The organism is Eleftheria terrae (assembly GCF_030419005.1).
Classification (GTDB): Bacteria; Pseudomonadota; Gammaproteobacteria; order Burkholderiales; family Burkholderiaceae_C; genus Caldimonas; species Caldimonas terrae.
In genome coordinates this window covers 1,023,036-1,048,121 of the sequence record NZ_CP106951.1, presented here as the reverse complement: position 1 = coordinate 1,048,121, position 25,086 = coordinate 1,023,036, and the positions used below count along the sequence as shown (strand labels likewise).

The 25,086-nt window shown below is 69.4% G+C and carries 21 protein-coding genes; 18 read left to right on the top strand and 3 right to left on the bottom strand.

The genetic code is table 11. The features are described from left to right. Positions 1–2: 2 nt before the first annotated feature. Positions 3–1,430 carry a dihydrolipoyl dehydrogenase gene (lpdA, locus tag N7L95_RS04690; protein WP_301258655.1) on the top strand — a complete coding sequence of 476 codons (1,428 nt, stop codon included), beginning with the start codon at positions 3–5 and terminating at the stop codon, positions 1,428–1,430. A 153-nt stretch (positions 1,431–1,583) separates the two neighbouring features. Continuing rightward, complete coding sequence (gene zapE, locus N7L95_RS04685; protein WP_301258654.1) at positions 1,584–2,684, top strand: cell division protein ZapE; 1,101 nt, start codon at positions 1,584–1,586, stop codon at positions 2,682–2,684. Positions 2,685–3,040: 356 nt separating this feature from the next. Here the strand turns inward: zapE and N7L95_RS04680 are convergent, their stop codons facing one another. After that, positions 3,041–5,182: a hybrid sensor histidine kinase/response regulator gene (locus N7L95_RS04680; RefSeq protein WP_301258653.1), complete on the bottom strand. Its 2,142-nt coding sequence runs from the start codon at positions 5,180–5,182 to the stop codon at positions 3,041–3,043. A 177-nt stretch (positions 5,183–5,359) separates the two neighbouring features. Next, positions 5,360–6,127, bottom strand: coding sequence for a PP2C family protein-serine/threonine phosphatase (locus N7L95_RS04675; RefSeq protein WP_301258652.1), 768 nt, complete (start codon positions 6,125–6,127; stop codon positions 5,360–5,362). Positions 6,128–6,206: 79 nt separating this feature from the next. Here N7L95_RS04675 and N7L95_RS04670 point away from each other — a divergent pair, with 79 nt between their 5' ends. Both N7L95_RS04670 and yoaA read left to right on the top strand, forming a co-directional pair. Then, positions 6,207–6,410: a DUF465 domain-containing protein gene (locus N7L95_RS04670; protein WP_301258651.1), complete on the top strand. Its 204-nt coding sequence runs from the start codon at positions 6,207–6,209 to the stop codon at positions 6,408–6,410. A gap of 181 nt (positions 6,411–6,591) precedes the next feature. Continuing rightward, positions 6,592–8,586, top strand: coding sequence for a DNA repair helicase YoaA (yoaA, locus tag N7L95_RS04665; RefSeq protein WP_301260071.1), 1,995 nt, complete (start codon positions 6,592–6,594; stop codon positions 8,584–8,586). A gap of 27 nt (positions 8,587–8,613) precedes the next feature. Here yoaA and N7L95_RS04660 read toward each other — a convergent pair whose 3' ends face one another. Continuing rightward, entirely contained in the window at positions 8,614–9,459 is an 846-nt protein-coding gene (locus tag N7L95_RS04660) for an outer membrane protein assembly factor BamD (protein WP_301258650.1), read from the bottom strand. 56 nt (positions 9,460–9,515) lie between these two features. On the opposite strand from N7L95_RS04660, the gene N7L95_RS04655 reads away from it, so the two are divergent. From N7L95_RS04655 to hflX, 14 genes are all read left to right on the top strand, one after another. Further along, positions 9,516–10,517 (top strand): RluA family pseudouridine synthase, encoded by a 1,002-nt coding sequence (locus N7L95_RS04655; RefSeq protein ID WP_301258649.1) that lies wholly within the window; start codon positions 9,516–9,518, stop codon positions 10,515–10,517. A 291-nt stretch (positions 10,518–10,808) separates the two neighbouring features. Beyond that, positions 10,809–11,846, top strand: a complete 1,038-nt coding sequence (gene scpB / locus N7L95_RS04650; protein WP_301258648.1) for an SMC-Scp complex subunit ScpB — start codon at positions 10,809–10,811, stop codon at positions 11,844–11,846. Next, a complete protein-coding gene (locus N7L95_RS04645; protein WP_363324860.1) occupies positions 11,836–13,944 on the top strand; it encodes a pseudouridine synthase in 2,109 nt (702 codons plus the stop codon). The genes scpB and N7L95_RS04645 overlap by 11 nt, the downstream gene beginning before the upstream one ends. A gap of 119 nt (positions 13,945–14,063) precedes the next feature. Continuing rightward, on the top strand, positions 14,064–14,489 hold the full coding sequence (gene ndk / locus N7L95_RS04640; RefSeq protein WP_301258647.1) for a nucleoside-diphosphate kinase: 426 nt from the start codon (positions 14,064–14,066) through the stop codon (positions 14,487–14,489). 58 nt (positions 14,490–14,547) lie between these two features. Then, a complete protein-coding gene (gene rlmN / locus N7L95_RS04635; protein WP_301258646.1) occupies positions 14,548–15,684 on the top strand; it encodes a dual-specificity RNA methyltransferase RlmN in 1,137 nt (378 codons plus the stop codon). Further along, the gene (gene pilW / locus N7L95_RS04630) at positions 15,681–16,511 is read left to right on the top strand and encodes a type IV pilus biogenesis/stability protein PilW (protein ID WP_301258645.1); all 831 of its coding nucleotides are present in this window, start codon (positions 15,681–15,683) and stop codon (positions 16,509–16,511) included. The genes rlmN and pilW overlap by 4 nt, the downstream gene beginning before the upstream one ends. After that, positions 16,504–17,406 (top strand): helix-turn-helix domain-containing protein, encoded by a 903-nt coding sequence (locus tag N7L95_RS04625; RefSeq protein ID WP_301258644.1) that lies wholly within the window; start codon positions 16,504–16,506, stop codon positions 17,404–17,406. The genes pilW and N7L95_RS04625 overlap by 8 nt, the downstream gene beginning before the upstream one ends. Before the next feature lie 40 nt (positions 17,407–17,446). Continuing rightward, the gene (gene ispG, locus N7L95_RS04620) at positions 17,447–18,718 is read left to right on the top strand and encodes a flavodoxin-dependent (E)-4-hydroxy-3-methylbut-2-enyl-diphosphate synthase (protein ID WP_301258643.1); all 1,272 of its coding nucleotides are present in this window, start codon (positions 17,447–17,449) and stop codon (positions 18,716–18,718) included. A 73-nt stretch (positions 18,719–18,791) separates the two neighbouring features. Then, entirely contained in the window at positions 18,792–20,090 is a 1,299-nt protein-coding gene (gene hisS, locus N7L95_RS04615) for a histidine--tRNA ligase (RefSeq protein WP_301258642.1), read from the top strand. A gap of 54 nt (positions 20,091–20,144) precedes the next feature. Then, positions 20,145–20,816: a YfgM family protein gene (locus N7L95_RS04610; RefSeq protein WP_301258641.1), complete on the top strand. Its 672-nt coding sequence runs from the start codon at positions 20,145–20,147 to the stop codon at positions 20,814–20,816. Further along, positions 20,816–21,964, top strand: coding sequence for an outer membrane protein assembly factor BamB (bamB, locus tag N7L95_RS04605; RefSeq protein ID WP_301258640.1), 1,149 nt, complete (start codon positions 20,816–20,818; stop codon positions 21,962–21,964). The genes N7L95_RS04610 and bamB overlap by 1 nt, the downstream gene beginning before the upstream one ends. 22 nt (positions 21,965–21,986) lie before the next feature. Next, positions 21,987–23,327, top strand: coding sequence for a ribosome biogenesis GTPase Der (gene der, locus N7L95_RS04600; protein WP_301258639.1), 1,341 nt, complete (start codon positions 21,987–21,989; stop codon positions 23,325–23,327). 69 nt (positions 23,328–23,396) lie between these two features. Beyond that, positions 23,397–23,639, top strand: a complete 243-nt coding sequence (gene hfq / locus N7L95_RS04595; protein WP_301258638.1) for an RNA chaperone Hfq — start codon at positions 23,397–23,399, stop codon at positions 23,637–23,639. A 56-nt stretch (positions 23,640–23,695) separates the two neighbouring features. After that, the gene (gene hflX / locus N7L95_RS04590; RefSeq protein WP_301258637.1) at positions 23,696–24,946 is read left to right on the top strand and encodes a GTPase HflX; all 1,251 of its coding nucleotides are present in this window, start codon (positions 23,696–23,698) and stop codon (positions 24,944–24,946) included. The last annotated feature ends 140 nt before the right edge of the window (positions 24,947–25,086 follow it).

The following is a 25,086-nucleotide window of genomic DNA, read 5'->3' as shown; positions in this document are numbered from 1 at the left end:
CGATGAGCAAACAATTCGACGTCATCGTCATCGGCGGCGGCCCCGGCGGCTACATCGCCGCCATCCGCGCGGCCCAACTGGGCTTCAACACCGCCTGCATCGACGAATGGAAGAACAGCAAGGGCGGCCCGGCCCCGGGCGGCACCTGCACCAACGTCGGCTGCATTCCCTCGAAGGCGCTGCTGCAGTCCTCCGAGCATTTCGAGCAGGCCGGCCACTCCTTCGCCGACCACGGCATCTCGCTGTCCAACCTGTCGATGGACGTGGCGAAGATGCTGGGCCGCAAGGACACCGTCGTGAAGCAGAACAACGACGGCATCCTCTACCTGTTCAAGAAGAACAAGGTCAGCTTCTTCCACGGCCGCGGCTCCTTTGCCAAGGCGGTGGAGGGCGGCTATGAGATCAAGGTCAGCGGCACGACCGAGGACACCCTGGTCGGCAAGCACATCATCGTGGCCACCGGCTCGAACGCACGCGCCCTGCCGGGCGCGGCCTTCGACGAGGACAAGATCCTCTCCAACGACGGTGCCCTGCGCATCCCGGCGGTGCCGAAGAAGCTGGGCGTGATCGGCTCCGGCGTCATCGGCCTGGAGATGGGCTCGGTGTGGCGCCGCCTGGGCGCCGAGGTGACGGTGCTGGAAGCGCTGCCGACCTTCCTCGGCGCGGTGGACGAGCAGATTGCCAAGGAAGCGCTGAAGATCTTCACCAAGCAGGGCCTGAAGATCGAGCTGGGCGTGAAGATCGCCGAGGTGAAGACCGACGGTGAAGGCGTGGCGGTGAACTATGTCGATGCCAAGGGCGGCTCGCAGATCCTGTCGGTGGACAAGCTGATCGTCTCGATCGGCCGGGTGCCGAACACCATCGGCCTGAACCCCGAGGCAGTGGGCCTGAAGCTGGACGAGCGCGGCGCCATCGTGGTGGACGACGACTGCAAGACCAACCTGCCCAATGTCTGGGCGGTGGGTGACGTGGTGCGCGGCCCGATGCTCGCGCACAAGGCCGAGGAAGAAGGCGTGGCGGTGGCCGAGCGCATTGCCGGCCAGCATGGCCACGTCAACTTCAACACCGTGCCCTGGGTCATCTACACCCACCCGGAAATCGCCTGGGTGGGCCAGACCGAGCAGCAGCTGAAGGCCGCCGGTCGTGCCTACAAGGCCGGCAGCTTCCCCTTCCTGGCCAACGGTCGCGCGCGGGCGCTGGGCGACACCACCGGCCTGGTGAAGTTCCTGGCGGACGCCAAGACCGACGAGATCCTGGGCGTGCACATCATCGGCCCCTACGCCTCGGAACTGATCGCCGAGAGCGTGGTGGCGATGGAGTTCAAGGCGAGCGCCGAAGACATCGCGCGCATCTGCCACGCCCACCCGTCGCTGAGCGAGGCGACCAAGGAAGCCGCCCTGGCGGTGGACAAGCGCACGCTCAACTTCTGAGCCTTGGCCGGGGCGCCGCTGCCCGGCCTACCGGCCTGAGCCGGTGGGCCCGCGGCGGCAGCGGCCCCTGCATCACCGGGACGGAGGGCGACTTGCGGGTCGCCCTTTTCACGCGCGCTCCCAGGAGCCGGCGAACAACGACAACAGGTTTCGATGGTCACCGTTACCGAGCTGTACGAACAGACGCTGAAGGAGCGCGGCTATCGCAGCGATCCGGCGCAGCTGCGCGCCATCGAGGCGCTGCAGCGCTGCTACGACGAGTGGGTGGACTACAAGGCCCGCCGCTCCAATGCGCTGACCAAGCTGCTGCGGCGCCCGCCGCTGCCCAGGGGCGTCTACATGTTCGGTGGGGTGGGGCGGGGCAAGAGCTTCCTGATGGACTGCTTCTTCAACGCCGTGCCGGTGCAGCGCAAGACGCGACTGCATTTCCACGAGTTCATGCGCGAGGTGCATCGCGAGCTGGCCGAGCTGAAGGGCATGGCCGACCCGCTGGACGAGTTGGGCCGGCGCATCGCGCGGCGGCACCGGCTGATCTGCTTCGACGAGTTCCATGTGGCGGACGTCACCGACGCGATGATCCTGCACCGCCTGCTGCAGGCCTTGTTCGACAACCGGGTCAGCATCATCACCACGTCCAACTTCCATCCCGACGAGCTCTATCCCAACGGGCTGCATCGCGACCGTATCCTGCCGGCCATCGAGCTACTGAAGGACAAGCTGGAGGTGATCAACGTCGATAACGGCACTGACTACCGGCGCCGCACGCTGGAGCAGGTGCAGCTGTACCACACGCCGCTGGGCATCGAGGCCGACACCCAGATGCAGCAGGCCTTCGAGCGCCTGGCCGAGGCACGTGACGAGGACCCGCTGCTCCATATCGAGCACCGGGAGATTCGCGCCCGGCGCCGCGCCGGCGGCGTGGTGTGGTTCGATTTCCAGACGCTGTGCGGTGGGCCGCGCTCGCAGAACGACTACCTGGAACTGGCCACCCAGTTCCACACCCTGCTGTTGTCGAACGTGCCCCGCATGTCGCCGCGGCTCGCATCCGAGGCCCGCCGCTTCACCTGGCTGGTGGACGTGCTGTATGACCGCCGCGTCAAGCTGATGCTGTCGGCCGAAGTGCCGCCCGAGCAGCTCTACACCGACGGCCCGCTGGCGCACGAGTTCCCACGCACCGTCTCGCGGCTGCACGAGATGCAGTCGACCGAGTTCCTCTCGCTGGCACACCGCAATGTGGACACCCGGCTGACCTGAACGCCGCCAGCGGCCACCGCTCGCGGCAGCCGCCGGTGTTCGGCGCCGGCTTGCCGCGCAGGCCGCCTGTCGGCCGCTGGCCGGCCTGCAGGTGTCGCGCCCGCTGGGGTCCACTGAGGGCCCTCGCGACCTGCCTTGCAGGCGTCTATCATGCCGTGCCGGCTCCCGGCAGGTGGCGCGGGAAGCGGGGTGGGCGATGCGCGGCATATTGCCCCAGACTCATGGCACATCGCTCGTGGCACAGGGCGCACGGCACATGGCGCACGGCATGGCGCATGGCACGGCGCATGGCATGGCGCACGGCATGGCGCACGGCGCATGGCGCATGGCGCGCAGCCGACCGCGCGACGGCTGACTCACGACGCATGCCGGATCGTGCTGAGCGCGGCCTGCAAGGCGGCCAAGTCGATGGGCTTGGTCAGGTGGTGGTCGAAGCCGGCGGCCTGGGTCATCTGCTTGTGCTGCTCGTGGCCCCAGCCGGTCAGGGCAATCAGCAGGGCGTCCTTGCTGTGCGGATGCTGGCGAATCAGCCGGGCCAGCTCGAAGCCGTCCATCACCGGCATGCCGAGGTCGATCACCACCGCGTCGGGCTGGAATCCGTCGTCGATCGCGTAGAGGGCCGCATCGCCGTCGTAGCAGACCTTGGCATCCGCCCCGATCAGGCGCAGCAGTGCGCCTACCGGGTCTGCCGCCGCGCGGTTGTCGTCCACCACCAGCACCCGGGCGGAGAGGCGAAAGCTGCGCGCTTCGGCCGGGCTGAGGGTGGGCAAGCCCTGGGTCGCCAGCGGCAGGTGCACGGTGAACTCGCTGCCCTGGCCGGACCCCTCGCTGTAGGCAGCGACGCTGCCGCCATGCAGCTCCACCAACCGGCGCACCAGCGCCAGCCCCACCCCCAGTCCCGCGCTGAGCGCGGTGCCTGGGCTGGGCACCTGGGCGAACAGGTCGAAGACATGCGGCAGCATGGCCGGCTCGATGCCATGGCCGCTGTCGCGCACCGAGATGTGCGCCTGCTGGCCTTCTCGCTGCACGGTGAGCCAGATGTCGCCACCCGGCGCGGTATGGCGCGCGGCGTTGTTGAGCAGGTTGGTGACCACCTGGGTCAGGCGGACCCGGTCACCCTGCACCCGCAGCGGCGCGGCGAGCAGAGAAAGGTGCAGGCGCTGACGCGCGTCGATGATGTGCGGCATGCTGGCCTCGACGGCCGTGTTCACCACCAGCAGCAGGTCGACGTTTTCCTTGCGCAGGGCGATCTTGCCGTGGGTGATGCGCTGCACGTCGAGCAGGTCGTCCACCAGGTGCACCAGGTGGTTCACCTGCCGCTCCAGCATCTCGTGCAGGGGGGCAGGGTCCAGCGCGCCGGGTGCGCTCAGGCGCAGCAGCTCCAGCGCGCTGCGCAGCGGTGCCAGCGGGTTGCGCAGCTCATGCGAGAGCATGGCGAGGAATTCGTCCTTCTGACGGTCACGCTCTTCCAGTTCACGCTGCACGGCTTCGAGCTGGTCGCGCTGGTGGCGCACCGCCTGCAATTCCACCGACTCGGAGTGCATGCGCCCCGACCGGGCGCCGACATCCTCACCGTGCAGCAGGTGTCCGAGCGCCGGGTACCCGGCCAACAGCGCCTGCAGATCGTCTTCATAAGCCAGCTCGGGGTGCAACAGGCTCCAGGCATGGGCGGCCCGGATGTAGGCCAGGCAGGCCAGCAGCCGTTCGCAGCGCAGCAGGCCGAGCGCCTGCCGCAGCGCCTGGGTGGCGTCTTCTGCGCGGGTGGGGTCGGTGAAGAGGGCCGTGGCCACGTCGAACAGCTGCTGCTCCAGCGGCGTGTCGGGCGCCGGCCAGGCGGCAAGGGGGGCCTCGCGTGCAGCAAGCTGGGCAATGGCTGTCTGCACCTGCTCGCTGCCCGCCGGCGCCCGCTTCAGCAGGGCCAGCACCTGCTCGACGCTGGCCGGGCAGGCGGCGGCATCGCCGGCGGGACGGCCCCGGCCGAGCAGGTAGCCCACATGCCGGACGATGCAGTAGCGCCGTTCGCAAAAGCGCGAGAGATGGACGAACAGGCGTTCCTTGAACAGCGAGGGCAGCGGATTGTCGAGGTAGGCCGCCTTGGCAAACTGCCACAGCGCCGGCAGCCAGCCCGGCATGCCGCCGGCGGCCCTGAAGAAGTTCGGCAGCAGCCCCAGTCGCTCGGTGATCTCCCTTTCGACAGCCGCTTCGTGGCCGGGGGCCGCGGCTCCGCCACCGGCGGTGTTCTTCGGGGTCGCATCGGCTGCTGCAAGGGGGGAGGCGGGGTCGCCGTGCGGCATGCCGCTCGACCGGGGGCCGCTGGCAGTGCCGGCCAGCAGGCCGCTTGGCACGTCGTTCGGAGCGCTGCCCGTATCGGGGGGCTTGCCCGCCGCGCCATGCACCGTGCTGCCGGGCCCGGCGCCTGGTGCGGTGCTCGACGCACCGTGCGTGGAATCTCCCGGCGTGACGAGGGCAGCAGGGTGCTGCGGGGCGGTGACGGGCATGGCGGCTCCTGGTGATGGCGGAAGGGAGCCGCAATGGCGCGTGCCATGCACCGGGCTCCTGCTCGCCCGCAAGGGCTGGCAGGCGGCAAGCCAGGCCGGGTGCGGTCAGTGGCGTGGAATCTAAGCCCTTGCGGGGGGCATTTCAACGCGGGTTCTGACAGTCGCCCTGGAACCGCCTCAGCTGAGCGCTTCGATGCGCACCACCGCGAGCGACAGGTTGTCGCCGCCTCCGCGGGCCCGCTGGCGCGCCTTGCTGATCAGCATTTCGCTTGCCTCGCGCGGTGGCAAGGTGTGCAGGATGGCGCCCAGCTCCCGGGGGCTGAAGTAGTGCCACAACCCGTCGCTGCAGGCCAGCAACGCATCGCCCACCTCGAGTCGGGCGATGTGGTGGGTGGTCACCGGTGGATCCTGGAAGGTGCCCAGGCAGCCGGTCAGCAGGTTGGACTGCGGGTGCACATTGGCCTCGTCCTCGGTGATCTGCCCCTCGTCGACCAGGCGCTGCACATAGGAGTGGTCCTTGGTGCGGCTCACCATGTCGGCGCCACGGAAGTGGTAGACCCGCGAGTCGCCGGCATGGATGACCGCGCATTCCCGGCTCGGATTGATGAGGAAAGCCGCCACCGTGCTGTGCGGCTCCTCTTCGGCCGTGATGGCGGTGAGCTTGATCATCAGGTGCGACTCGAGCACCAGCTGCTTGAGGGTCTCGGCCGCGTCGTCGCTCGACGGCGCATAGCGCTCGAACAACTGGCGCGCGGTGAGGACGACCTGGTCGGAGGCCTTGCGGCCGCCGCTCTTGCCGCCCATGCCGTCGGCCACGATGCCCAGCAGGCAGCCGCTGACACGCGGATGGGCCAGCACCTCCACCTGGTCTTGCTGGTAGGTGCGGTCGCCCCGGTGGATGCCGGTGGCGGCGGTGAGACGGTAACCCTTGGGTGGAGCGCTCATGGTCGGCCCGTTACAAAACAGCGAAAACTATAATCGAGGCGACCCCGATCCCTGCCGAGTACTCCTACTGATGGCCTCCATGAATGAAAACCTGCACTCGCCTCAGCGTCGGCTGATCGAGCTGCGCATGGAACACGCGGACCTCGACAACCTGATCGACCAGACCGAAGGACAGCGCCCGCTGGACGAATTGTCGCTGCGCCGGCTCAAGAAGCGCCGCCTGCTGCTGCGCGACCACATCGCCCGGCTGGAAACCCAACTCGACCCGCAAGAGCCGGCATGAGCGCCGCTCGCAGGCCATGCCCCCGCAGTGCGCAGCACGAAAGCCACCCCATGACCGTTGCCCAGCCGCCTGAAGGCAGCCCCATGGCAGCGCACCTCCCGAAGGGCCCCCGATGAACCCCGCCGACTCGGCCACCGAGGCCGACGACTTCCTGGCCGGCAGCGGCTGGGGTGACGATCTCATGGCGCCGCCGCCATCCCACCAGGATGGCGTGCTGGTGCAGGCGGTGCTCGACACCTTCGCGCCCGGCGGCGCGCTGTCGCAAGCCGATGCCGACTACCGCGAGCGGGCGCCGCAGACCGAGCTGGCGCGCGAGATCGCGCGTGCCATCGAGGCGCGCCGGCCCATCGTCGCAGAGGCCGGCACCGGCGTGGGCAAGACCTTCGCCTACCTGGTGCCGGCGTTGCTGGCCGACGGCCGGGTGCTCGTCAGCACCGCGACCAAAAGCCTGCAGGACCAGCTGTTCCTGCGCGACCTTCCCCATGTGCGCGATGCGCTGCAGGTGCCGGTGCAGCTGGCCCTGCTGAAGGGGCGCGGCAGCTACCTGTGCCTGCACCGGCTGGAGCAGGCGCGGCACGACAGTGCGCTGCCCGACCGCTGGGCGGTGCGCACCCTGGCGAAGATCGAGCAGTGGTCGCACGGCACCAGGAGCGGCGACCTGGCCGAACTCGACGGCCTGGATGACCGCTCGCCGGTGATCCCGCTGGTCACCTCCACCCGCGACAACTGCCTGGGCTCGGACTGTCCCAGCTACCGCGACTGCCACGTGATGAAGGCCCGGCGTGAAGCGCTGGCCGCCGACGTGGTGGTGGTGAACCACCACCTGTTCTTTGCCGATCTGGCGTTGCGCGAAACAGGCATTGCCGAGTTGCTGCCGAGCGCAGACGCCGTGATCTTCGACGAAGCGCACCAGCTGGCCGAGGCCGGCGTGCAGTTTCTCGGCACGACGCTGGCCACCGGCCAGGTGCTCGACTTCTCCCGCGACATGCTGGCGGCCGGCTTGCAACACGCGCGCGGGCTGGCGCCCTGGTCGGAGCTGGCGGCCGCCTGCGAGCGCGCCGCGCGCGATCTGCGGCTGGCGGCGGCTGGCTCGCTGCGTGAAGTGCGGGGGGTGGTCAAGCTGCGCTGGCAGGAGCGCGCCGGGCGGCCCGAGTTCCTCGACGCGCTGCAGGCGCTTGGCGAGCATGCGCGCGCCGCCGACCAGGCGCTGAACAACGTGGCCGAGGTCGCGCCCGATTTCCCCAAGCTCCAGGAGCGGGCCCGCCTGCTGGCGAAGAAGGCGGGCGGCTTTGCGTTCGATGCGGCGGCCGGCAAGGTGCGCTGGATCGACATCAGCCCGCAGCAGGCCCGGCTGGTGGAGTCGCCGCTGGATATCCGCGAGGCGATGCGCGAGCAGCTCGACAGTCATTCGAAAGCCTGGATCTTCACCTCCGCCACGCTGGGCGCCGACGACGAGCTGCGCTGGTTCACCGAGCCCACCGGGCTGGACGAGGCCAGGACGCTGCGGGTCGGCAGTCCCTTCAACTATCCGGAGCACGCGCGCCTCTATGTGCCACGCGTGTTCCCGCGGCCCAACGAGCCGGGGCATCCGCTGGCCGTCGCCCGGCTGGCGGCCCGCCTGGCCCAGGCGGTGGGTGGCCGAACCTTCGTGCTGACCACCACCTTGCGTGCGCTGCAGCAGATCGGCGAGGAGATGCAGGCGGAGTTCGAGCACGCAGGCGCCGACATCGCGGTGCTGTTGCAGGGCACCGCTCCGAAACGGCAGCTGATGCAGCAGTTCATCGCGCAACCGCGCTCGGTGCTGGTGGGCTCGCAGAGCTTCTGGGAGGGCATCGACGTGCCCGGCGAGGCCCTGCAGTGCGTGGTGATCGACAAGCTGCCTTTCCCGCCGCCCAACGACCCGCTGGTCGAGGCCCGGGTGAAGCGCCTGGAGGCCGAAGGGCGCAACGCCTTCAACGACTACTTCGTGCCGGAAGCCGCGGTGGCGCTCAAGCAGGGCGCCGGCCGGCTGATACGCACCGAGACCGACCGCGGCCTGCTGGTGGTGTGCGACCCGCGCCTGGTGAGCATGGGATATGGGCGGCGGCTACTGGCGGCGCTGCCGCCGATGACCCGCCTCGGCAGCGAGGACGAGGCGGTGGCCTGGCTGGGCGAGCTGGCGGGCGAGGCGAGCTGACCGCCCGCCGGCCCGACGCGCTTCATCTCACCAGAGCTGCCACCACGGCTTGGTGTTGCCGTCGAAGCCGCGAGCCAGGTAGGGGCTGTCGGGGAAGCTGGTCTTCAGCACGCGCTCGGCATCGTCGCGCAGCTGGGTCAGCCCGAGGCGGTCGTAGCTGCGGGCCATGATGTAGAGCGCTTCCTCCAGCGCGGGCGACTGCTGGTAGTCCTGCACCGTCTGCTGGGCCCGGTTGGCGGCGGCCAGGTAGGCGCCGCGGCGGAAGTAGTAACGCGCCACATGCACCTCGTAGGCGGCCAGCGCGTTGACGATGTAGCCCATGCGCAGGCGGGCGTCCGGCGCATAGTTGGAGGTGGGGAACTGCTCGACCAGTTGCTTGAAGGCCTGGAAGGCGTCCTTCGAGGCCTGCTGGTCGCGCTCCGACAGGTCCTGGCGCGACAGCTTGCCGAACAGGCCCAGGTTGTCGTTGAAGTTCACCACCCCCCGCAGGTAGAGCGCGTAGTCCATTGCCGGGCTGCTCGGATGCAGCTTGGCGAAGCGGTCGAGCGTGGCGAGCGCCTGCGCCTTCTCGTTGGTGCGGTAGTAGAGGTAGGCCAGCTCCAGCTGGGCCTGCTGCGCCAGCACGGTGCCGGCGGCACGGCCTTCGAGGCGCTCGTAGAACTTGATGGCGCGCTCGTAGTTGCCGGCGGCCGCCTCGTCCTTGGCCTCTGCATACAATTTCTCGGTCGACATGCCGGCCGTCTCGTCTTTCGGCGTCGAGGAGCAGCCGGCCAGCAAGGCCAGGGCGACGGCACTGGCGGCCAGGGCGGCTGAAGGCGATACGCGCCTTGCGCTCGTCGGCTCGGTTCCCGACACGGGCTTCACATCACGCATACCAGCAGTGGGCGGTGCTTGCCGCCCCCAGTCATAAGAAGGATCGCGGATTTTATATGCTTCCCCCTGCCTGCCCCGACACGTTCCCGGCCGACGCGGCCGAACTGGAAGACGAGGGCCCGGAGGTCGCCGAGGCGGAGCGCCGCGAGGCGGTCGTCGATGCGGCCAGCCACGGCCTGCGGCTGGACAAGCTGCTGGTCGGGCTGGCGGGCGAGTTCTCGCGCAGCCACCTGCAGTCGCTGATCGAGCAGGGCTGCGTGCAGCTGGACGGCAAGCCCGCCACCACCGCCAGCCGCAAGGTGCAGCTGGGCCAGCGGGTGCAGGTCGAGCTGCGCCCGACGCCGCAAAGCCAGGCTTTCCGGGCGGAGCGGCTGGCGCTGGACATCGTGTTCGAAGATGCCCACCTGATGGTCGTGCGCAAGCCGGCCGGGCTGGTGGTGCACCCGGCGGCCGGGCACTGGTCGGGCACCCTGCTGAACGGCCTGCTGGCACACCACCCGGGCGCCGCGGGCTTGCCGCGAGCCGGCATCGTGCACCGGCTCGACAAGGACACCAGCGGCCTGATGGTGGTCGGCAAGACGCTGGAGGCGGTGACCGCGCTGGTGCGGGCGATCGCCGCGCGCGAGGTGCGGCGCGAATATGCGGCCCTGGTGCACGGCGAGATCCTGCAGCCGGCCCGCCTGGCCAGCATCGACGCGCCCATCGGCCGAGACCCGCAGTCGCGCGTGCGCATGGCGGTGGTCGCCAGCGGCAAGCCGGCCCGCACCGACGTCAGTCTCGTGGCCACCGGGCAGGGCTGCTCCGCGGTGAGGTGCCGCTTGCACACCGGGCGGACGCATCAGATCCGGGTGCACCTCGCCTCGCGCGGCTTCCCGCTGGTGGCGGATGCGGTCTACGGCGGGCGGCCGGCCCTGGGCCTGCAGCGCCAGGCCCTGCACGCGGCGCGGCTGGGCTTGCTGCACCCCGTGACCGCGGCCCCGCTGAGCTTCGAGGCCGAGCCGCCGGAGGACTTCGCTGCGGCCTGGGAGCAGGTGGCTGGCACCCGTGATCTGATGTAATCAACCGACATCCAGGCCGCGGATGCCGCGCGAGGCGCCGGCTTGGATACAATGCGCCCCAGGCAAGCACCAGCCCAGAGCTTGCGGCCCGTGCCGCGCCTGCGGCTTGCGGCCGCCCCGGGCAGCGCCGGCAAGCCAGGTCCGGCGCCCTGATCCCTGGCGCCGTTGCCCAGAACCCAGAACAAGTCTCGACGACACCCGTATCCAGCGTGCGATGCACCGGCCTGCAGCGAGCAGGCTCGCCGCCATACGGCGACGCCCGATCCCGGTTGAGGACGACAACGACAACTCATGAACACACAGGATGCGAAGCGCGTCCTCGAGACGGCGCTGATCTGCGCACAACAGCCGCTGCCGCTGCGCGACTTGCGCTCCCTGTTCAATGACGAGCTGGGCGCAGACACCCTCCGCATGCTGCTCGACGAGTTGACGCGGGACTGGGAAGACCGGGGCGTCGAGTTGGTCGCGGTGTCCACCGGCTGGCGTTTCCAGAGTCGTCCCGAGATGCGCGAGTTCCTCGACCGGTTGAACCCCGAGAAGCCGCCCAAGTACTCCCGCGCGACGATGGAGACGCTGGCGATCATCGCCTACCGCCAGCCGGTCACGCGCGGTGACATCGAAGACATCCGTGGCGTCACGGTCAGCAGCCATATCATCAAGCAGCTGGAAGACCGCGGCTGGATCGACGCCATCGGCTACCGCGAGGCGCCCGGCCGCCCGGCCCTGTACGCAACGACGCGACAGTTCCTCAACGACCTCGGTCTCGCTTCGCTCGACCAGCTGCCGGCGCTGCAGAATGCCGCTACCGCGCCCGACCTGCTGGCCGCCGGCCTGATGGATGCGCCGGCGCCGGCCGAGCTCGTGCAGGACGGTCCGGCCGAGGCCGGTTCCGCGCGGGAAGTGGCCAGCGATGGCGGGCCGGAGGCGGCTGCTGCCGCCACCGAGCCGTCGCTGGCGACAGGTAACGCCGATACCGATACCGATACCGATACCGATACCGCGGTCGCGGTCGCGGCTGCCGCGCCGCTGTCTGATGCCGAGGACGAGGCCCGCGTCGACCCGCTGCCGCCTCACACCGCCCAGCCGCCCCGGCCCGACGCCGGTGTGGCTTTCGACGAGCTCCAGGAGGCGGCCGGCGTGGCAACCTCCGCGACGCTCCCCACCGATGGCGGGGCAGCCTCCGGCTGCGCCGAGATCGCCTCCGACCTTGTGCCGCAGCAGGCGATTGCGCCTGAGCTGCCGGCCTCCGACCACCCGCCCGTCAGCGACGCCGCTGAACCCGACACCCCGGATCCCACTGCCTTCCCACCGACTCGCCATGAACTCTGAATCGCAAGACCTGCCACCTTCGCCCGAGACGCAGGTGCCCACCGAAGCCACGGTGCCCTCCGAGGCGGGCGCTGCGCCGGCCGACAAGCCCAAGCGTCGCAGCCCGCGCAAGGCCAAGCCTGCGGACGTGCCGGCAGCCGAGGCGCCCGTGAGCGAGGCGGTGGCGCAGGCCCCCGCCGAGGCGCCTGCCGTCGAAGCAGCACCGGCCGCGGAGGAGGCGGTGGCAGCTGCGCCCGCCAAGAAGGCGCCGCGCCGCCGCAAGACCGCGGCTGCCGTGGCGGTCGAGGCGCTGGCAGGCGAGGCGGCCGCCGTGCCGGTGGCTGAGGGCTCGATCCCAGCGGCCGAAGTGATGCCAGCGGCTGCTCCGCAGGCGCCTCAGGTGCCGGCGACCACGGCTGTGGCGGAAGTGGCTCCTAGCGGCCGGCAGGATGCCGGGGAAACGGCAGCGGAGGCCGCCGAGGCGGGCGAGACGTTGTCGCAGTTCGGTCAAGGCGACGAGGCGCCCGCCGTTGAGGGTGAAGGCGGCGGTCGTCGTCGCCGCGACCGCCGTGGCCGACGCGGTGAACGCCAGGCCGGCGCCGAAGCGGCCGGGCAGGAGCCGTCGAAGGATGCGCCGTCCACCGAGCCGGCCGAGGCCCGCGAGCCGCGCCCGCCGCGGGAAGGTCGCGAACCGCGCGAACCGCGCGAACCGCGTGAACCGCGTGAGCCGCGCCAGGGTGGCGACCGTGCCGCCCAGGGCGAGCGCGCGGGCGGGCAGCCGCAAGGCAAGCGCGGCGCACGCGGCCAGGGCGCTGGCGGCCAGGCAGACGCGCGCCAGCGCTTCGCCGAAGTGCTGGCCGGCGAGTTTGACGGCGACGACGAGGCGGAAGCCGAAGAAGTCGTGAGCAAGCGGGTGCTGCAGCCCGATGCCGACGCGCCCAAGCTGCACAAGGTGCTGGCCCAGGCGGGCATCGGCTCGCGCCGCGACATGGAGCAGCTGATCCTCGAAGGCCGCATCTCGGTCAACAGCGAGCCGGCCCACATCGGCCAGCGGATTTCCTACGGCGACCAGGTGCGTGTCAACGGCAAGCCCATCCGCGTGCAGATCGCCCCGCCGCCGCCGCGCGTGCTGGCCTACCACAAGCCGGTCGGCGAGGTGGTGAGCCATGACGACCCGCAGAACCGTCCTACCGTGTTCCGTCGCCTGCCGAAGCTGCCACAGGGCAAGTGGCAGTCGGTTGGCCGGTTGGACATCAACACCGAAGGCTTGCTGCTGTTCACGAGCTCGGGCGAGCTGGCCAACCAGATGATGCATCCGCGCTTCGGCGTGGAGCGCGAGTACGCCGTGCGCGTGCTGGGCTCGCTGGACAAGGAGGCGCGTGACAAGCTGCTGGAGGGCGTGAAGATCGACGGTCAGCCGGCCAGCTTCAAGTCCATCGAGGACGGTGGCGGCGAAGGGGCCAATCACTGGTACCGCGTGGTCATCACCGAAGGCCGCAACCGCGAGGTGCGCAAGCTCTTCGACGCCGTGGGCCTGACCGTGAGCCGGCTGATCCGCATCCGCTACGGCACCGTGGTGCTGCCGCGCGGCCTCAAGCGCGGCGTCTGGGTGGAGCTGGACGACAACGATGTGCGCTCGATGAAGCGGCTGGCCCAGGGCGGCGACGCGCCGCGCCAGGAAGGCCAGCGCGATGCGCGCGGTCGGCCGGGGCAGGGCGGCGGCAAGCAGGGCCAAGGGCAGGGCGGCAAGGGCGGTCCGGCCGGCAAGCGCCAGGGTCGTGGCCCGGGCGGCGCCGGTGGTGGCGGTGGCCGTGGGCCGGCCCAGCCGCGTGTGATCGGCCCGGATCCGCTGGAGCAGACCTACGACAAGCGCTTCGCACAGTCGACCAAGCTCAAGCAAGGCCAGCCGCGCCAGCCTGACCCGATGCAGACCAGCGTCGGCTACATCGGCGCCGACGCCTTCCTGCGCAAGAGCCATGGCCAGAAGGGCGGCGGGCGCGGCGGCAACTCCGGCGGCAACCGCGGCTTTGGTGGCGGCGGCGGCGGCCAGGGCGGCAACCGTGGCTTCGGTGGTGGTGGCAACAAGCGCGGCGGCGGTGGAGGCGGCCGCGGCCGCTGAGGGGCGGCGCTCCAAGTCCATGCCGCAGGGCGGAAAAAGCGCCCTCGGCGGGGGAAAACCCGGGCCTCAAGCGCTACAATGCAAAGCTTTGCCAAGTAGTTGAATTCAGGAGAATATTCATGGCGGTCGAACGCACCCTGTCGATCATCAAGCCCGATGCAGTGGCCAAGAACGTGATCGGCCAGATCTACTCTCGCTTCGAAGGCGCGGGTCTGAAAATCATCGCGGCCAAGATGGCGCACCTGTCCCGCGCTGAGGCGGAACAGTTCTATGCCGTGCACAAGGCACGTCCCTTCTTCAACGACCTGGTCAACTTCATGATCTCCGGCCCGGTCATGATCCAGGTGCTCGAAGGTGAAGGCGCGATCGCCAAGAACCGTGAGCTGATGGGCGCCACCGACCCGAAGAAGGCCGACAAGGGCACCATCCGCGCCGATTTCGCTGACAGCATCGACGCCAATGCCGTGCACGGCTCCGATGCCCCCGAGACGGCTGCTGTGGAAGTGGGCTTCTTCTTCCCCGGCATGAACGTCTACAGCCGCTGAGGCGGTCGTAGCATCTGCGCCTCCCCGCTGCGGCGGGCGGCGCCAACGAGGAGAGCATATGGCGGCCAACCTGCTTGATCACGATCTCGACGGACTGGCCGCTTTCTGCGAGCAGCTGGGGGAGAAGCGCTTTCGCGCGACCCAGCTGTTCCGTTGGATCCACCAGCGAGGCGCATCGGACTTCACCCAGATGTCCGACCTCGCGAAGTCCCTGCGCGAAAAGCTCGCGCACAGCGCGGAAATCCGGCCCCTGCCGGTCCTCACCGAGCAGGCCTCGAGCGACGGCACCATCAAGTGGCTGTTCGACGTCGGCGCCGGCGATGCGGTGGAGGCGGTGTTCATTCCCGAAGACGACCGTGGCACGCTCTGCGTTTCATCGCAGGCCGGCTGTGCCGTGGGTTGTCGTTTCTGTTCCACCGGCCACCAGGGCTTCAGCCGCAACTTGGGCACCGGCGAAATCCTCGCCCAGCTGTGGCATGCCGAGCACCACTTGAGGCAGCGGCTGCAACTGGCCCCCGGCGAGCGCGCCATCACCAACGTGGTGATGATGGGCATGGGCGAGCCACTGCAGAATTATTCGGCCCTGGTGCCGGCCCTGCGCACGATGCTGGACGACCACGGCTACGGCCTGTCGCGGCGCCGTGTGACGGTGTCCACCTCCGGCGTCGTGCCCTTCATGGACCGGCTGCGGCAGGATTGCCCGGTGGCACTGGCCGTGTCGCTGCATGCGCCCAACGATGCGCTGCGCGACGAGCTGGTGCCGTTGAACCGCAAGTACCCCATTGCCGAGCTGCTGGACGCCTGCAACCGCTACCTTGAAGCCGCGCCGCGCGACTTCATCACCTTCGAGTACTGCATGCTCGATGGTGTCAACGACAGCGAGGCGCATGCCCATGAGCTGGTCGCGCTGCTGCGCGGGCGGGTGTCGTGCAAGCTCAACCTGATTCCCTTCAACCCCTTCCCGGCGTCGGGGCTGAAGTGCTCGCCGCGCGCCCGGGTGCAGGCCTTCGCCAAGGTCCTGATGGACGCCGGCATCGTCACCACCGTGCGCAAGACGCGCGGCGACGACATCGACGCCGCCTGTGGCCAGCTGGCCGGCGAGGTGCAGGACCGGACCCGGGTCCAGCAGCGCATGACACGCCAGCCCATCCCCATCCACGCGACCACCGGCGGGCGCCGGCAGGAGACAAGATGACCATGTGCGGGCAAGGCGGTGCAGTCCTTCATGGCTGGCGCCGCGCGCTGTGGCTGGTGTTGGCGGCGGCCGGGCTGGCCGGCTGCGGCAATCTGCCGCCGCCGGGGGGCGGCAGCGGCCGCGAGATCGTCACCGCCTCCGACGAGACGGAGGCGCACAAGCGCGCCCGCATCCGGCTTGAGCTGGCCTCCGCCTATTTCGGCCAGGGCCAGGCCACCACGGCGCTCGACGAATTGAAGCAGGCCCTGCAGGCCGATCCCGACATGCCGCAGGCCTACAACCTGCGGGGGCTGATCTATGCCAGCCTGAATGAAGAGCAGCTGGCCGAGGAGAGCTTCCGCCGTGCGGTGCAGCTCGACAGTCGCGATGCCGACGTGATGCAGAACTACGGCTGGTTCCTGTGCCAGCGTGGCCGCTACAACGACGCCAACACGCAGTTCGATCTGGCGGCGGCCCAGCCGCGCAACCGCGACGTCACCAAGACGCTGCTCGCCAAGGGGGTCTGCCAGGCACGTGCCGGCACGCTGCCTGAGGCCGAGCAAACCCTGGCGCGAGCCTACGAGATGGACCCCGCCAACCCGGCCATCTCCGTCAACCTGGCCGACGTGCTGTACCGCCGCGGCGAATACGAGCGCGCCCGGTTCTACATCCGGCGTGTCAACAACGTCCCCCAGCTGGCCAATGCCGAGACCCTTTGGCTGGCCTCGCGCATCGAGCACAAGCTGGGCAACACGATGGGAGCAATGGACTACGGCAACCAATTGAAGCAGCGCTATCCGCAATCCCGCCAGGCAGCGGACTTCGAGCGGAGGCGCTTCGATGAGTGACAGCGACCGCAACCTGCATCCGACCCCGCACGGGTCCCAGACCGCCGGCGAGATGCTGAAGGCCGCGCGGGTGGCCAGCGGCATCCACATCGCCGCGCTGGCGGCCTCGATCAAGGTCACGGTCCAGAAACTGGAGGCGCTGGAGGCCGATCGGCATGACGAGCTGCCCGATCCGACCTTCGCGCGCGCGCTGGCCCAGGCCGTCTGCCGCTTCCTGAAGATCGACCCGGTGCCGGTGCTGGCCAAGCTGCCCGAACTTGGCACCCCGTCGCGGCTGGAGCACGTGGCCATTGGCTTGAACCAGCCCTTCCGCGACGGCGCCGGCCGCCGCCGCGAAGGCTTCAGGCTGTCGTCGCTGCTGCGCCCGGCCTTGCTGCTGCCGCTGTTGCTGGTGGTGGCCGCCGCCATCCTGTGGGCGCTGCCGCCGGGCCTGCTGCGCCTGCCCACGGGCAGCAGTGCGCCGGCGCCGGCACAAAGCTCGGCGTCCGGCGCGGCGGAGGGCACCACCACCACGACGGTCACGTCGCCGGTGTTCCCGCCCGGCGAGGCCAGCGGCACGGAGACCGTGCACTCGGCCCCATTGGTGGCCGATCCGGTCGCCTCGCAAGCGGTGCCGGCGGCCTCGCAGGCGGCGGCTGCAAGCGATGTCGCCGTGCCGTCCGCGCCGGTGGTGGTGCGGGTCTCGGCCAGCAGCTGGCTGAGCGTGCGCGACGCTGGCGGCAAGACCCTGGTGTCGCGCCTGGTCCCTGCCGGCGAGGTGGTGGAGCTCAACGGCCGCTTCCCGCTGCGGGTGCAGGTCGGCAATGCGCGCGCCACCGAGGTCACGGTGCGCGGCCAGCCGATGGACCTGACACCCTACGCGCGCGACAACGTCGCCCGCTTCGAGATCAAATAAGGCCCACAGGCGCGTTTGCCTTCGCATGGAAGACTTCCCGATGTCCACCGACCCCCTCTTCATCCCTCCGGCGCAGCCGGCGCCGCGCCGCAGCCGGCAGGCGCACATCCGCTGGGGCGAGCATGTCGTGACGGTGGGCGGGGATGCGCCGGTGCGCGTGCAGTCGATGACCAACACCGACACGGTAGACGTCATCGAGACCGCCATCCAGATCAAGGAGCTGGCGCTGGCCGGCTCCGAGATGGTGCGCCTGACCGTCAACACGCCCGAGGCGGCGGAGGCCGTGCCGGCCATCCGCGATCAGCTCGACCGCATGGGCATCGTGGTGCCGCTGATCGGCGACTTCCACTACAACGGCCACAAGCTGCTCACCGAGCATCCCGCTTGCGCCGAGGCCTTGTCCAAGTACCGCATCAACCCCGGCAACGTCGGCAAGGGTGACAAGCGCGATCGGCAGTTCGCCCAGATGATCGAAGCCGCCATCCGCCATGACAAGCCGGTGCGCATCGGCGTCAACTGGGGCAGCCTGGACCAGGAGCTGCTCGCCTCGCTGATGGACGAGAACTCCCGCCGTGCACGTCCCTGGGACGCCAAGCAGGTGATGTACCAGGCGCTGGTGACCTCGGCCATCGAATCCGCCCGGCGTGCCGAGGAGCTGGGCATGCGCGGCGAGCAGGTGCTGCTCTCGTGCAAGGTCAGTGGCGTGCAGGACCTGGTGTCGGTCTACCGCGCTCTGGCGGCGCGCTGCGACTATCCGCTGCACCTGGGCCTGACCGAGGCCGGCATGGGCACCAAGGGCACGGTGGCTTCCACCGCGGCGCTGGCGCTGCTGCTGCAGGAAGGCATCGGCGACACCATCCGGGTTTCGCTGACCCCGCAGCCCGGCGAGGCGCGCACCCAGGAAGTGGTGGTGGCGATGGAGATCCTGCAGTCCCTCGGCCTGCGTGCCTTCGTGCCCAGCGTGACGGCCTGCCCGGGCTGCGGCCGCACCACCAGCACCACCTTCCAGGAGCTGGCCAAGCAGATCGACGACTACCTGCGCCGGCAGATGCCGCTGTGGAAGGCCCGCTATCCCGGTGTCGAGACCATGAAGGTCGCGGTGATGGGCTGCATCGTCAACGGCCCGGGCGAAAGCAAGCATGCCGACATCGGCATCAGCCTGCCTGGCAATGGCGAGGCGCCGGCCGCTCCCGTCTTCATCGACGGCGAGAAGGCCCTGACCTTGCGCGGCGACGGCATCGCCGCGGAGTTCCAGCGCATCGTCGAGGACTACATCGAGCGTCGCTACGGCGCGGCGGCGAGCGTCGCCTGACATTCCGGCGGCGCGCAGGCGCCGTCCCCGCAGGCCCGGCGCTCGCCGGGCCCGGCAAGCACTTCAAGACAAGATGGCAGAACAGATCAAGGCCGAGTTGAAGGCCGTCAAGGGCATGAACGACCTCCTGCCGCCGGAGTCGGCACGCTGGGAGTGGTTCGAGGACAAAGTGCGGGCGCTGATGCAGCGCTATGGCTATGCCAACCTGCGCACGCCCATCGTCGAGCCCACCGCGCTGTTCGTGCGGGGCCTCGGCGAAGTGACCGACATCGTCGAGAAGGAGATGTACTCCTTCGAGGACGCGATGAACGGTGACAAGCTCACCCTGCGACCCGAGAACACCGCCGGCGTGGTGCGCGCGGTCGCCGAGCACTCCCTGCTCTACGACGGCGGCAAGCGCATCTACTACATGGGCCCCATGTTCCGCCATGAAAAGCCGCAGCGCGGTCGTTATCGGCAGTTCCACCAGGTGGGTGCCGAGGCGCTGGGCTTCGGCGGGCCGGACGTCGATGCCGAGCTGATCCTGATGTGCCGGGCCTTGTGGCGCGACATCGGGCTGACCGACGTGCGGCTCGAACTCAACAGCCTCGGCCAGCCGGAGGAGCGGCGTGCCCACCGGGCGGCGTTGATCGCCTACTTCGAGGAGCACCGCGACCAGCTCGATGCCGAGGCCCAGCGGCGCCTGCACAGCAACCCCTTGCGCATCCTCGACACCAAGAACCCGGCCATGCAGGCGCTGGTGGAGGCGGCACCGCGGCTGATGGACTTCCTTGGCGAAGCCTCGCTGGCCCACTTCAACGCGGTGCGTGCGGTGCTGGACGCCAACGGCCTCGAATACCGCATCAACCCGCGCCTGGTGCGCGGCATGGACTACTACAACCTCACCGTCTTCGAGTGGGTCACCGACCGGTTGGGCTCGCAGGGCACGGTCTGCGGCGGCGGCCGCTATGACTACCTGATCGAGCAGGTCGGCGGCAAGCCGGCGCCGGCAGTCGGCTGGGCCCTCGGCGTGGAGCGGGTGCTGGAGCTGCTGAAGGAACTGGGCGCCGAGCCGCCGGCTCGCGTGGCCGATGCCTATGCCATCGTGCCCGACGCCCAGTCGCTCGGCGTGGTGACTGCCACGCTGGAGGCGCTGCGCGCAACCGGCGTGTCGGTACTGATGCACGCCGGCGGCAAGGACGGGCAGGGCAGCATGAAGAGCCAGTTCAAGCGGGCCGATGCCAGCGGTGCACGCTATGCGCTGGTGTTCGGCAGCGATGAGCTGGCGCAAGGCATGGTGGCGCTCAAGCCGCTGCGCGATGCCGGCGCCCAGCAACGCCTGCTGCCCATCGGTGAAGCCGCGCAGTGGGCTTCCGAGCTGCGCAACGCATAATCCGCTGCCGGCCGCATGGCGGCCGGCCCCCCATTTCCTTCCTGGAACGCCCGCATGGCCACCCATCTCGACCTCGAAGAACAAGAGCAGCTTGAGCACCTCAAGCATTTCTGGAAGCAGTACGGCAACCTCATCACCTGGACCTTGATCCTGGTGCTTGCTGCCTTTGCCGCGTGGAACGGCTGGAACTGGTGGCAGCGCGACCAGGCCATCAAGGCCGCGGCCCTCTACGACCAGCTGGAGCAGGCGGCCACCGCCAAGGACGCCGACAAGGTGCAGCGCGCCTTCGACGACATCAAGCAGCGCCACCCGCGCACCGTCTACGCCCAGCAGGCCGGCCTGCTGGCCGCCAAGGTGCTGCAGCAGCAGAACAAGGCCGACGGCGCACGCAGCGCGCTGAGCTGGGTCGCGGAGAACGCCTCCGAGGACGAGTACCGCGCCATCGCCCGCCTGCGCCTGTCGGCGGTGCTGCTGGACCAGAAGGCCTATGACGATGCGCTGAAGCTGTTGTCCACCGGGCTGCCCAAGGAATTCGAGGCACTGGCGGCCGACCGCCGTGGCGACATCCTCTCGGCCCAGGGCAAGAAGGCCGACGCCCAGGCCGAGTACGAGAAAGCCTACAAGGCCATGCCCGCGACGCTGGACTACCGCCGCCTGGTGGAGGCCAAGCTGACCGCCCTCGGCGCGGCCCCGGCTCCTGAAACCGCAGCTTCCGCCGCAGAGTGATGAAGACGCACCCGCTCATGCCCGCCGGCGCGCTGCGCCGGTTGTCCGCTGCCTGGCTGCTGGCCGCCCTGGCTGCCTGCTCCAGCGGTCCTGACAAACCCAAGCCCACGCCGCTGGAGTCGCCGGCGCCGTCCGCGGTGCGCGTGCAGTCGTTGTGGAGCCAGCGCATCGGTGGCCTGCAGCAGCTGCCGCTGCGCCCGGTCGTCAACGGCGACCAGCTGGTGCTGGCCAGCGGCGACGGCAAGGTGCTGGCGCTGCAGACCGACAGCGGCAAGGAGCTCTGGCGTGCCGAGGTGGGCGCCGAGCTGAGCGCCGGCGTCGGCACTGACGGCCGCCACACCGCCGTGGTGACGCGCGCCAACGAACTGGTGGTGCTGCGTAACGGTGAGGTGGCCTGGCGCTATCCGCTGAAGGCCCGCATCGTGACGGCGCCGCTGGTGGCCGGCGAGCGGGTGTTCGTCTATGCCGCCGATCGCTCGGTGCATGCCTTCGATGCCGCCAGCGGCGCCAAGTTGTGGAGCCAGCAGCGCCCCGGTGACCCGCTGATGCTGGCGCAACCCGGCGTGCTGCTGCCGGTGCGCGACACCCTGGTGGCAGGGCAGGGCCCGCGCCTGGCCGGCATCGACCCGCTGCGCGGCTCGGTGCGCTGGGAAGTGCCGCTGGCCTCGCCGCGCGGCACCAACGAGGTGGAGCGGCTGGCTGACCTGGTCGGCCCGGCCGGCCGTGAAGGCAATGTCGTCTGTGCGCGTTCCTTCCAGTCGGCCGTGGGTTGCGTCGAGGCCCAGGGCGGCACGCTGCTGTGGAGCAAGGCATCCAGCGGCTCCACCGGCCTGTACGCCGATGGCCAGCGTGTCTACGGCGTCGATTCGACCGACCGCGTGACGGCCTATCGCCAGGCCGATGGCGACGTCGCCTGGACCTCCGAGCGCTTCCGCTTCCGTGGCTTGTCGGCCCCGCTGGCGGTCGGCCGCAGCGTGGTGGTGGGCGATGCGGAAGGTTATGTCCACCTGCTGTCGCGGGAAGACGGCCAGCCGCAGGCTCGCGTGGCCACCGACGGCTCGGCCGTGGTGGGTGCGCCGGTGCTGGCCGGCTCGGCCTGGGTGGTGGTCACCCGCGCCGGCGGCGTGTTTGCGTTCAGTGCGCAGTGAGTGAAGTGGTAGTGAGTTGTCGATGAAACCTGTCATTGCCCTGGTCGGGCGACCCAACGTCGGCAAGTCGACGCTGTTCAACCGGATGACGAAGTCGCGCGACGCCATCGTGGCCGACTTCGCCGGCCTGACGCGCGACCGCCACTATGGCGACGGCCGGCTGGGCGACCGCGAGTTCATCGTGATCGACACGGGTGGCTTCGAGCCCGACTCGTCCACCGGCATCGTCAAGGAAATGGCCAAGCAGACGCGCCAGGCCGTCGCCGAGGCCGATGCCGTCATCTTCGTGCTCGATGTGCGGGCCGGCCTGTCGGCCCAGGACCAGGACATTGCCCGCTACCTGCGCTCGGTCAACAAGCGGGTGGTGCTGGCGGTCAACAAGGCCGAGGGCATGGCCGACTCGCCGCTGCTGGCCGAGTTCCACGAACTGGGCATGGGCGAGCCGATGGCCGTCTCGGCCGCGCATGGGCAGGGCATCCGCAGCCTGATCGAAGCCGCCCTGGAGCCGTTCTTCTTCGAGGACGAGGAAGAGGCCGAGGCGCCTGATCCCGGCCTCGTCATCAAGCTGGCGGTGGCCGGTCGGCCCAACGTCGGCAAGTCCACGCTCATCAACACCTGGCTGGGCGAGGAGCGGCTGATCGCCTTCGACATGCCGGGCACCACGCGCGATGCCATCAGCGTGCCCTTCGAGCGTGATGGCCAGCGCTTCGAGCTGATCGACACCGCCGGGCTACGGCGCAAGGGCAAGGTGTTCGAGGCGATCGAGAAGTTCTCGGTGGTCAAGACGCTGCAGGCCATCTCCGAAGCCAACGTGGTCGTGCTGCTGCTCGATGCCACGCAGGGCGTGACCGACCAGGATGCCCACATCGCCGGCTACATCCTCGACAGCGGCCGCGCGGTGGTGCTCGCGCTCAACAAGTGGGATGCGGTGGACGACTACCAGCGCCAGATGCTGGAGCGCTCGGTCGCGCAACGCCTGGCCTTCCTGAAGTTCGCGCCGATGATCAACATTTCGGCCCTCAAGCGGCAGGGCCTGGGCCCGCTGTGGAAGGCGATTGCCGACGCGCATGCCTCGGCCTTCAAGAAGATGTCGACCCCGGTGCTGACCCGCCTGGTGCACGAGGCGGTGGAGCACCAGGCGCCCAAGCGCGCCGGCATGTTCCGTCCCAAGCTGCGCTATGCGCACCAGGGCGGCATGAACCCACCCTTGATCGTGGTGCATGGCAACTCGCTGGAGCACATCACGGATGCCTACAAGCGCTACCTGGAAGGCCGCTTCCGCGAGCACTTCAAGCTGGTGGGCACCCCCTTGCGCATCGAGTTGAAATCGTCCCGCAACCCCTTCACAGATAAGGATTCGTAAGGATTTGCCGGGAGGGGTAGGGGCCTGTGTTAACGTCCGGGTTCCAAAACTTTCAACACGGAGCATATCGTGAGCAATAAAGGGCAACTTCTACAAGACCCCTTTCTGAACCTGCTGCGCAAGGAACATGTGCCGGTCTCGATCTACCTCGTGAACGGCATCAAGCTGCAGGGCCACATCGAGTCTTTTGATCAGTATGTGGTGCTCTTGCGCAATACCGTGACCCAGATGGTTTACAAGCATGCCATCTCCACGGTGGTTCCCGGCCGGGCCGTGAACTTCCACGCCGGTGAATCGACCGAGTCCAACTGAAGTACATGAGGGCCCGGCGACGGGCCCCATGTAAGCCTTCGGCAACGGCACCTACTTTGACATCCTCCCCCACGGCGACACCCACTCCCACCCGCACGATCCTCGTCGGCGTGGACCTCGGCGCCGGCGCGCCTTTCGATCCCACCCTTGATGAACTGGCCTTGCTGGCGGAATCGGCCGGCGAGACACCCGTTGCACGCCTGACCTGCAAACGCAAGGCGCCCGACGCGGCGTTGTTCGTCGGCGAAGGCAAGGCCGACGAGATCAAGCTCCTCGTCAGCGCCCACCAGGCCGGCTCGGTGCTGTTCGACCAAGCCCTGTCACCGGCGCAGCAGCGCAACCTCGAGCGAGTGCTCGGCGTGCCGGTGGCCGATCGCACGACCCTGATCCTGGAGATCTTCGCGCGTCGCGCGCAGAGCCATGAGGGCAAGCTGCAGGTCGAGCTGGCCCGGCTGCAATACCTGTCGACGCGCCTGGTGCGGCGCTGGAGCCACCTGGAGCGCCAGCGCGGCGGCGTGGGGCACCGCGGTGGCCCGGGTGAAGCCCAGATCGAACTGGATCGCCGCATGATCGGCGACCGCATCAAGGCCCTGAAATTCCAGCTCGAGAAGGTCAAGCGGCAGCGCAACACGCAGCGTCGTTCGCGTGAGCGCAGCGGCACCTTCCGGGTCTCGCTGGTCGGCTACACCAATGCCGGCAAGTCCACGCTGTTCAACGCCCTGGTGAAGGCCCGCGCGTATGCGGCCAACCAGTTGTTCGCGACGCTGGACACCACCACCCGCCAGCTTTACCTGGCCGAAGCCCAGCGCTCGGTGTCGCTGTCCGACACGGTCGGCTTCATCCGCGACCTGCCGCACACGCTGGTCGAAGCGTTCCAGGCGACGCTGCAGGAGGCCAACGATGCCGACCTGCTGTTGCATGTGGTCGATGCGGCCAGCCCGGTGTGGCAGGAGCAGATCGACGAAGTGCAGCGGGTGCTGCGCGAGATCGGTGCCGACGGGCTGCCTCAGCTGCTTGTCTTCAACAAGCTCGACGCACTCGAAGGCTCGCAGCGGCCGCGTGCGACCGTCGATGCCTACGAGTTCGAGCCGAACCGGCGTGCGCTGCGGGTGTTTGTCAGCGCCCTCAGCGGCGAGGGACTCGACGAGTTGCGTCATATGATTGCCCAGGCCGCCTTGGGCACGCTGCCTGCACCGGACGCCATGGCGTCGGCAGCCAGCGCCTCAGCGGACACGACAGAACAGAGCGCAGGCCAGGACGAGAAGGAAGTGCCTGCGCAGAATTCCGCTTCAATTGCACGAGCATGAACACAAGCAACTCTCACGTGCCTCCCACTCCGGACAGCCGCCGGTCGGTCGTGCGTCCGCTGGCCGTTCTCACCGCACTGGCGTCGGCCGTCGCGGCGACGGTCGGCTGGGGCGCGCGCAGGCTGTTCAACCTCAACGAT

Coding starts and splice junctions, on each gene's coding strand:
- lpdA (WP_301258655.1), top strand. CDS start 3: ATGAGCAAACAATTCGACGTCATCGTCATCGGCGGCGGCCCCGGCGGC.
- zapE (WP_301258654.1), top strand. CDS start 1,584: ATGGTCACCGTTACCGAGCTGTACGAACAGACGCTGAAGGAGCGCGGC.
- N7L95_RS04680 (WP_301258653.1), bottom strand. CDS start 5,182: ATGCCCGTCACCGCCCCGCAGCACCCTGCTGCCCTCGTCACGCCGGGA.
- N7L95_RS04675 (WP_301258652.1), bottom strand. CDS start 6,127: ATGAGCGCTCCACCCAAGGGTTACCGTCTCACCGCCGCCACCGGCATC.
- N7L95_RS04670 (WP_301258651.1), top strand. CDS start 6,207: ATGAATGAAAACCTGCACTCGCCTCAGCGTCGGCTGATCGAGCTGCGC.
- yoaA (WP_301260071.1), top strand. CDS start 6,592: ATGGCGCCGCCGCCATCCCACCAGGATGGCGTGCTGGTGCAGGCGGTG.
- N7L95_RS04660 (WP_301258650.1), bottom strand. CDS start 9,459: ATGCGTGATGTGAAGCCCGTGTCGGGAACCGAGCCGACGAGCGCAAGG.
- N7L95_RS04655 (WP_301258649.1), top strand. CDS start 9,516: ATGCTTCCCCCTGCCTGCCCCGACACGTTCCCGGCCGACGCGGCCGAA.
- scpB (WP_301258648.1), top strand. CDS start 10,809: ATGAACACACAGGATGCGAAGCGCGTCCTCGAGACGGCGCTGATCTGC.
- N7L95_RS04645 (WP_363324860.1), top strand. CDS start 11,836: ATGAACTCTGAATCGCAAGACCTGCCACCTTCGCCCGAGACGCAGGTG.
- ndk (WP_301258647.1), top strand. CDS start 14,064: ATGGCGGTCGAACGCACCCTGTCGATCATCAAGCCCGATGCAGTGGCC.
- rlmN (WP_301258646.1), top strand. CDS start 14,548: ATGGCGGCCAACCTGCTTGATCACGATCTCGACGGACTGGCCGCTTTC.
- pilW (WP_301258645.1), top strand. CDS start 15,681: ATGACCATGTGCGGGCAAGGCGGTGCAGTCCTTCATGGCTGGCGCCGC.
- N7L95_RS04625 (WP_301258644.1), top strand. CDS start 16,504: ATGAGTGACAGCGACCGCAACCTGCATCCGACCCCGCACGGGTCCCAG.
- ispG (WP_301258643.1), top strand. CDS start 17,447: ATGTCCACCGACCCCCTCTTCATCCCTCCGGCGCAGCCGGCGCCGCGC.
- hisS (WP_301258642.1), top strand. CDS start 18,792: ATGGCAGAACAGATCAAGGCCGAGTTGAAGGCCGTCAAGGGCATGAAC.
- N7L95_RS04610 (WP_301258641.1), top strand. CDS start 20,145: ATGGCCACCCATCTCGACCTCGAAGAACAAGAGCAGCTTGAGCACCTC.
- bamB (WP_301258640.1), top strand. CDS start 20,816: ATGAAGACGCACCCGCTCATGCCCGCCGGCGCGCTGCGCCGGTTGTCC.
- der (WP_301258639.1), top strand. CDS start 21,987: ATGAAACCTGTCATTGCCCTGGTCGGGCGACCCAACGTCGGCAAGTCG.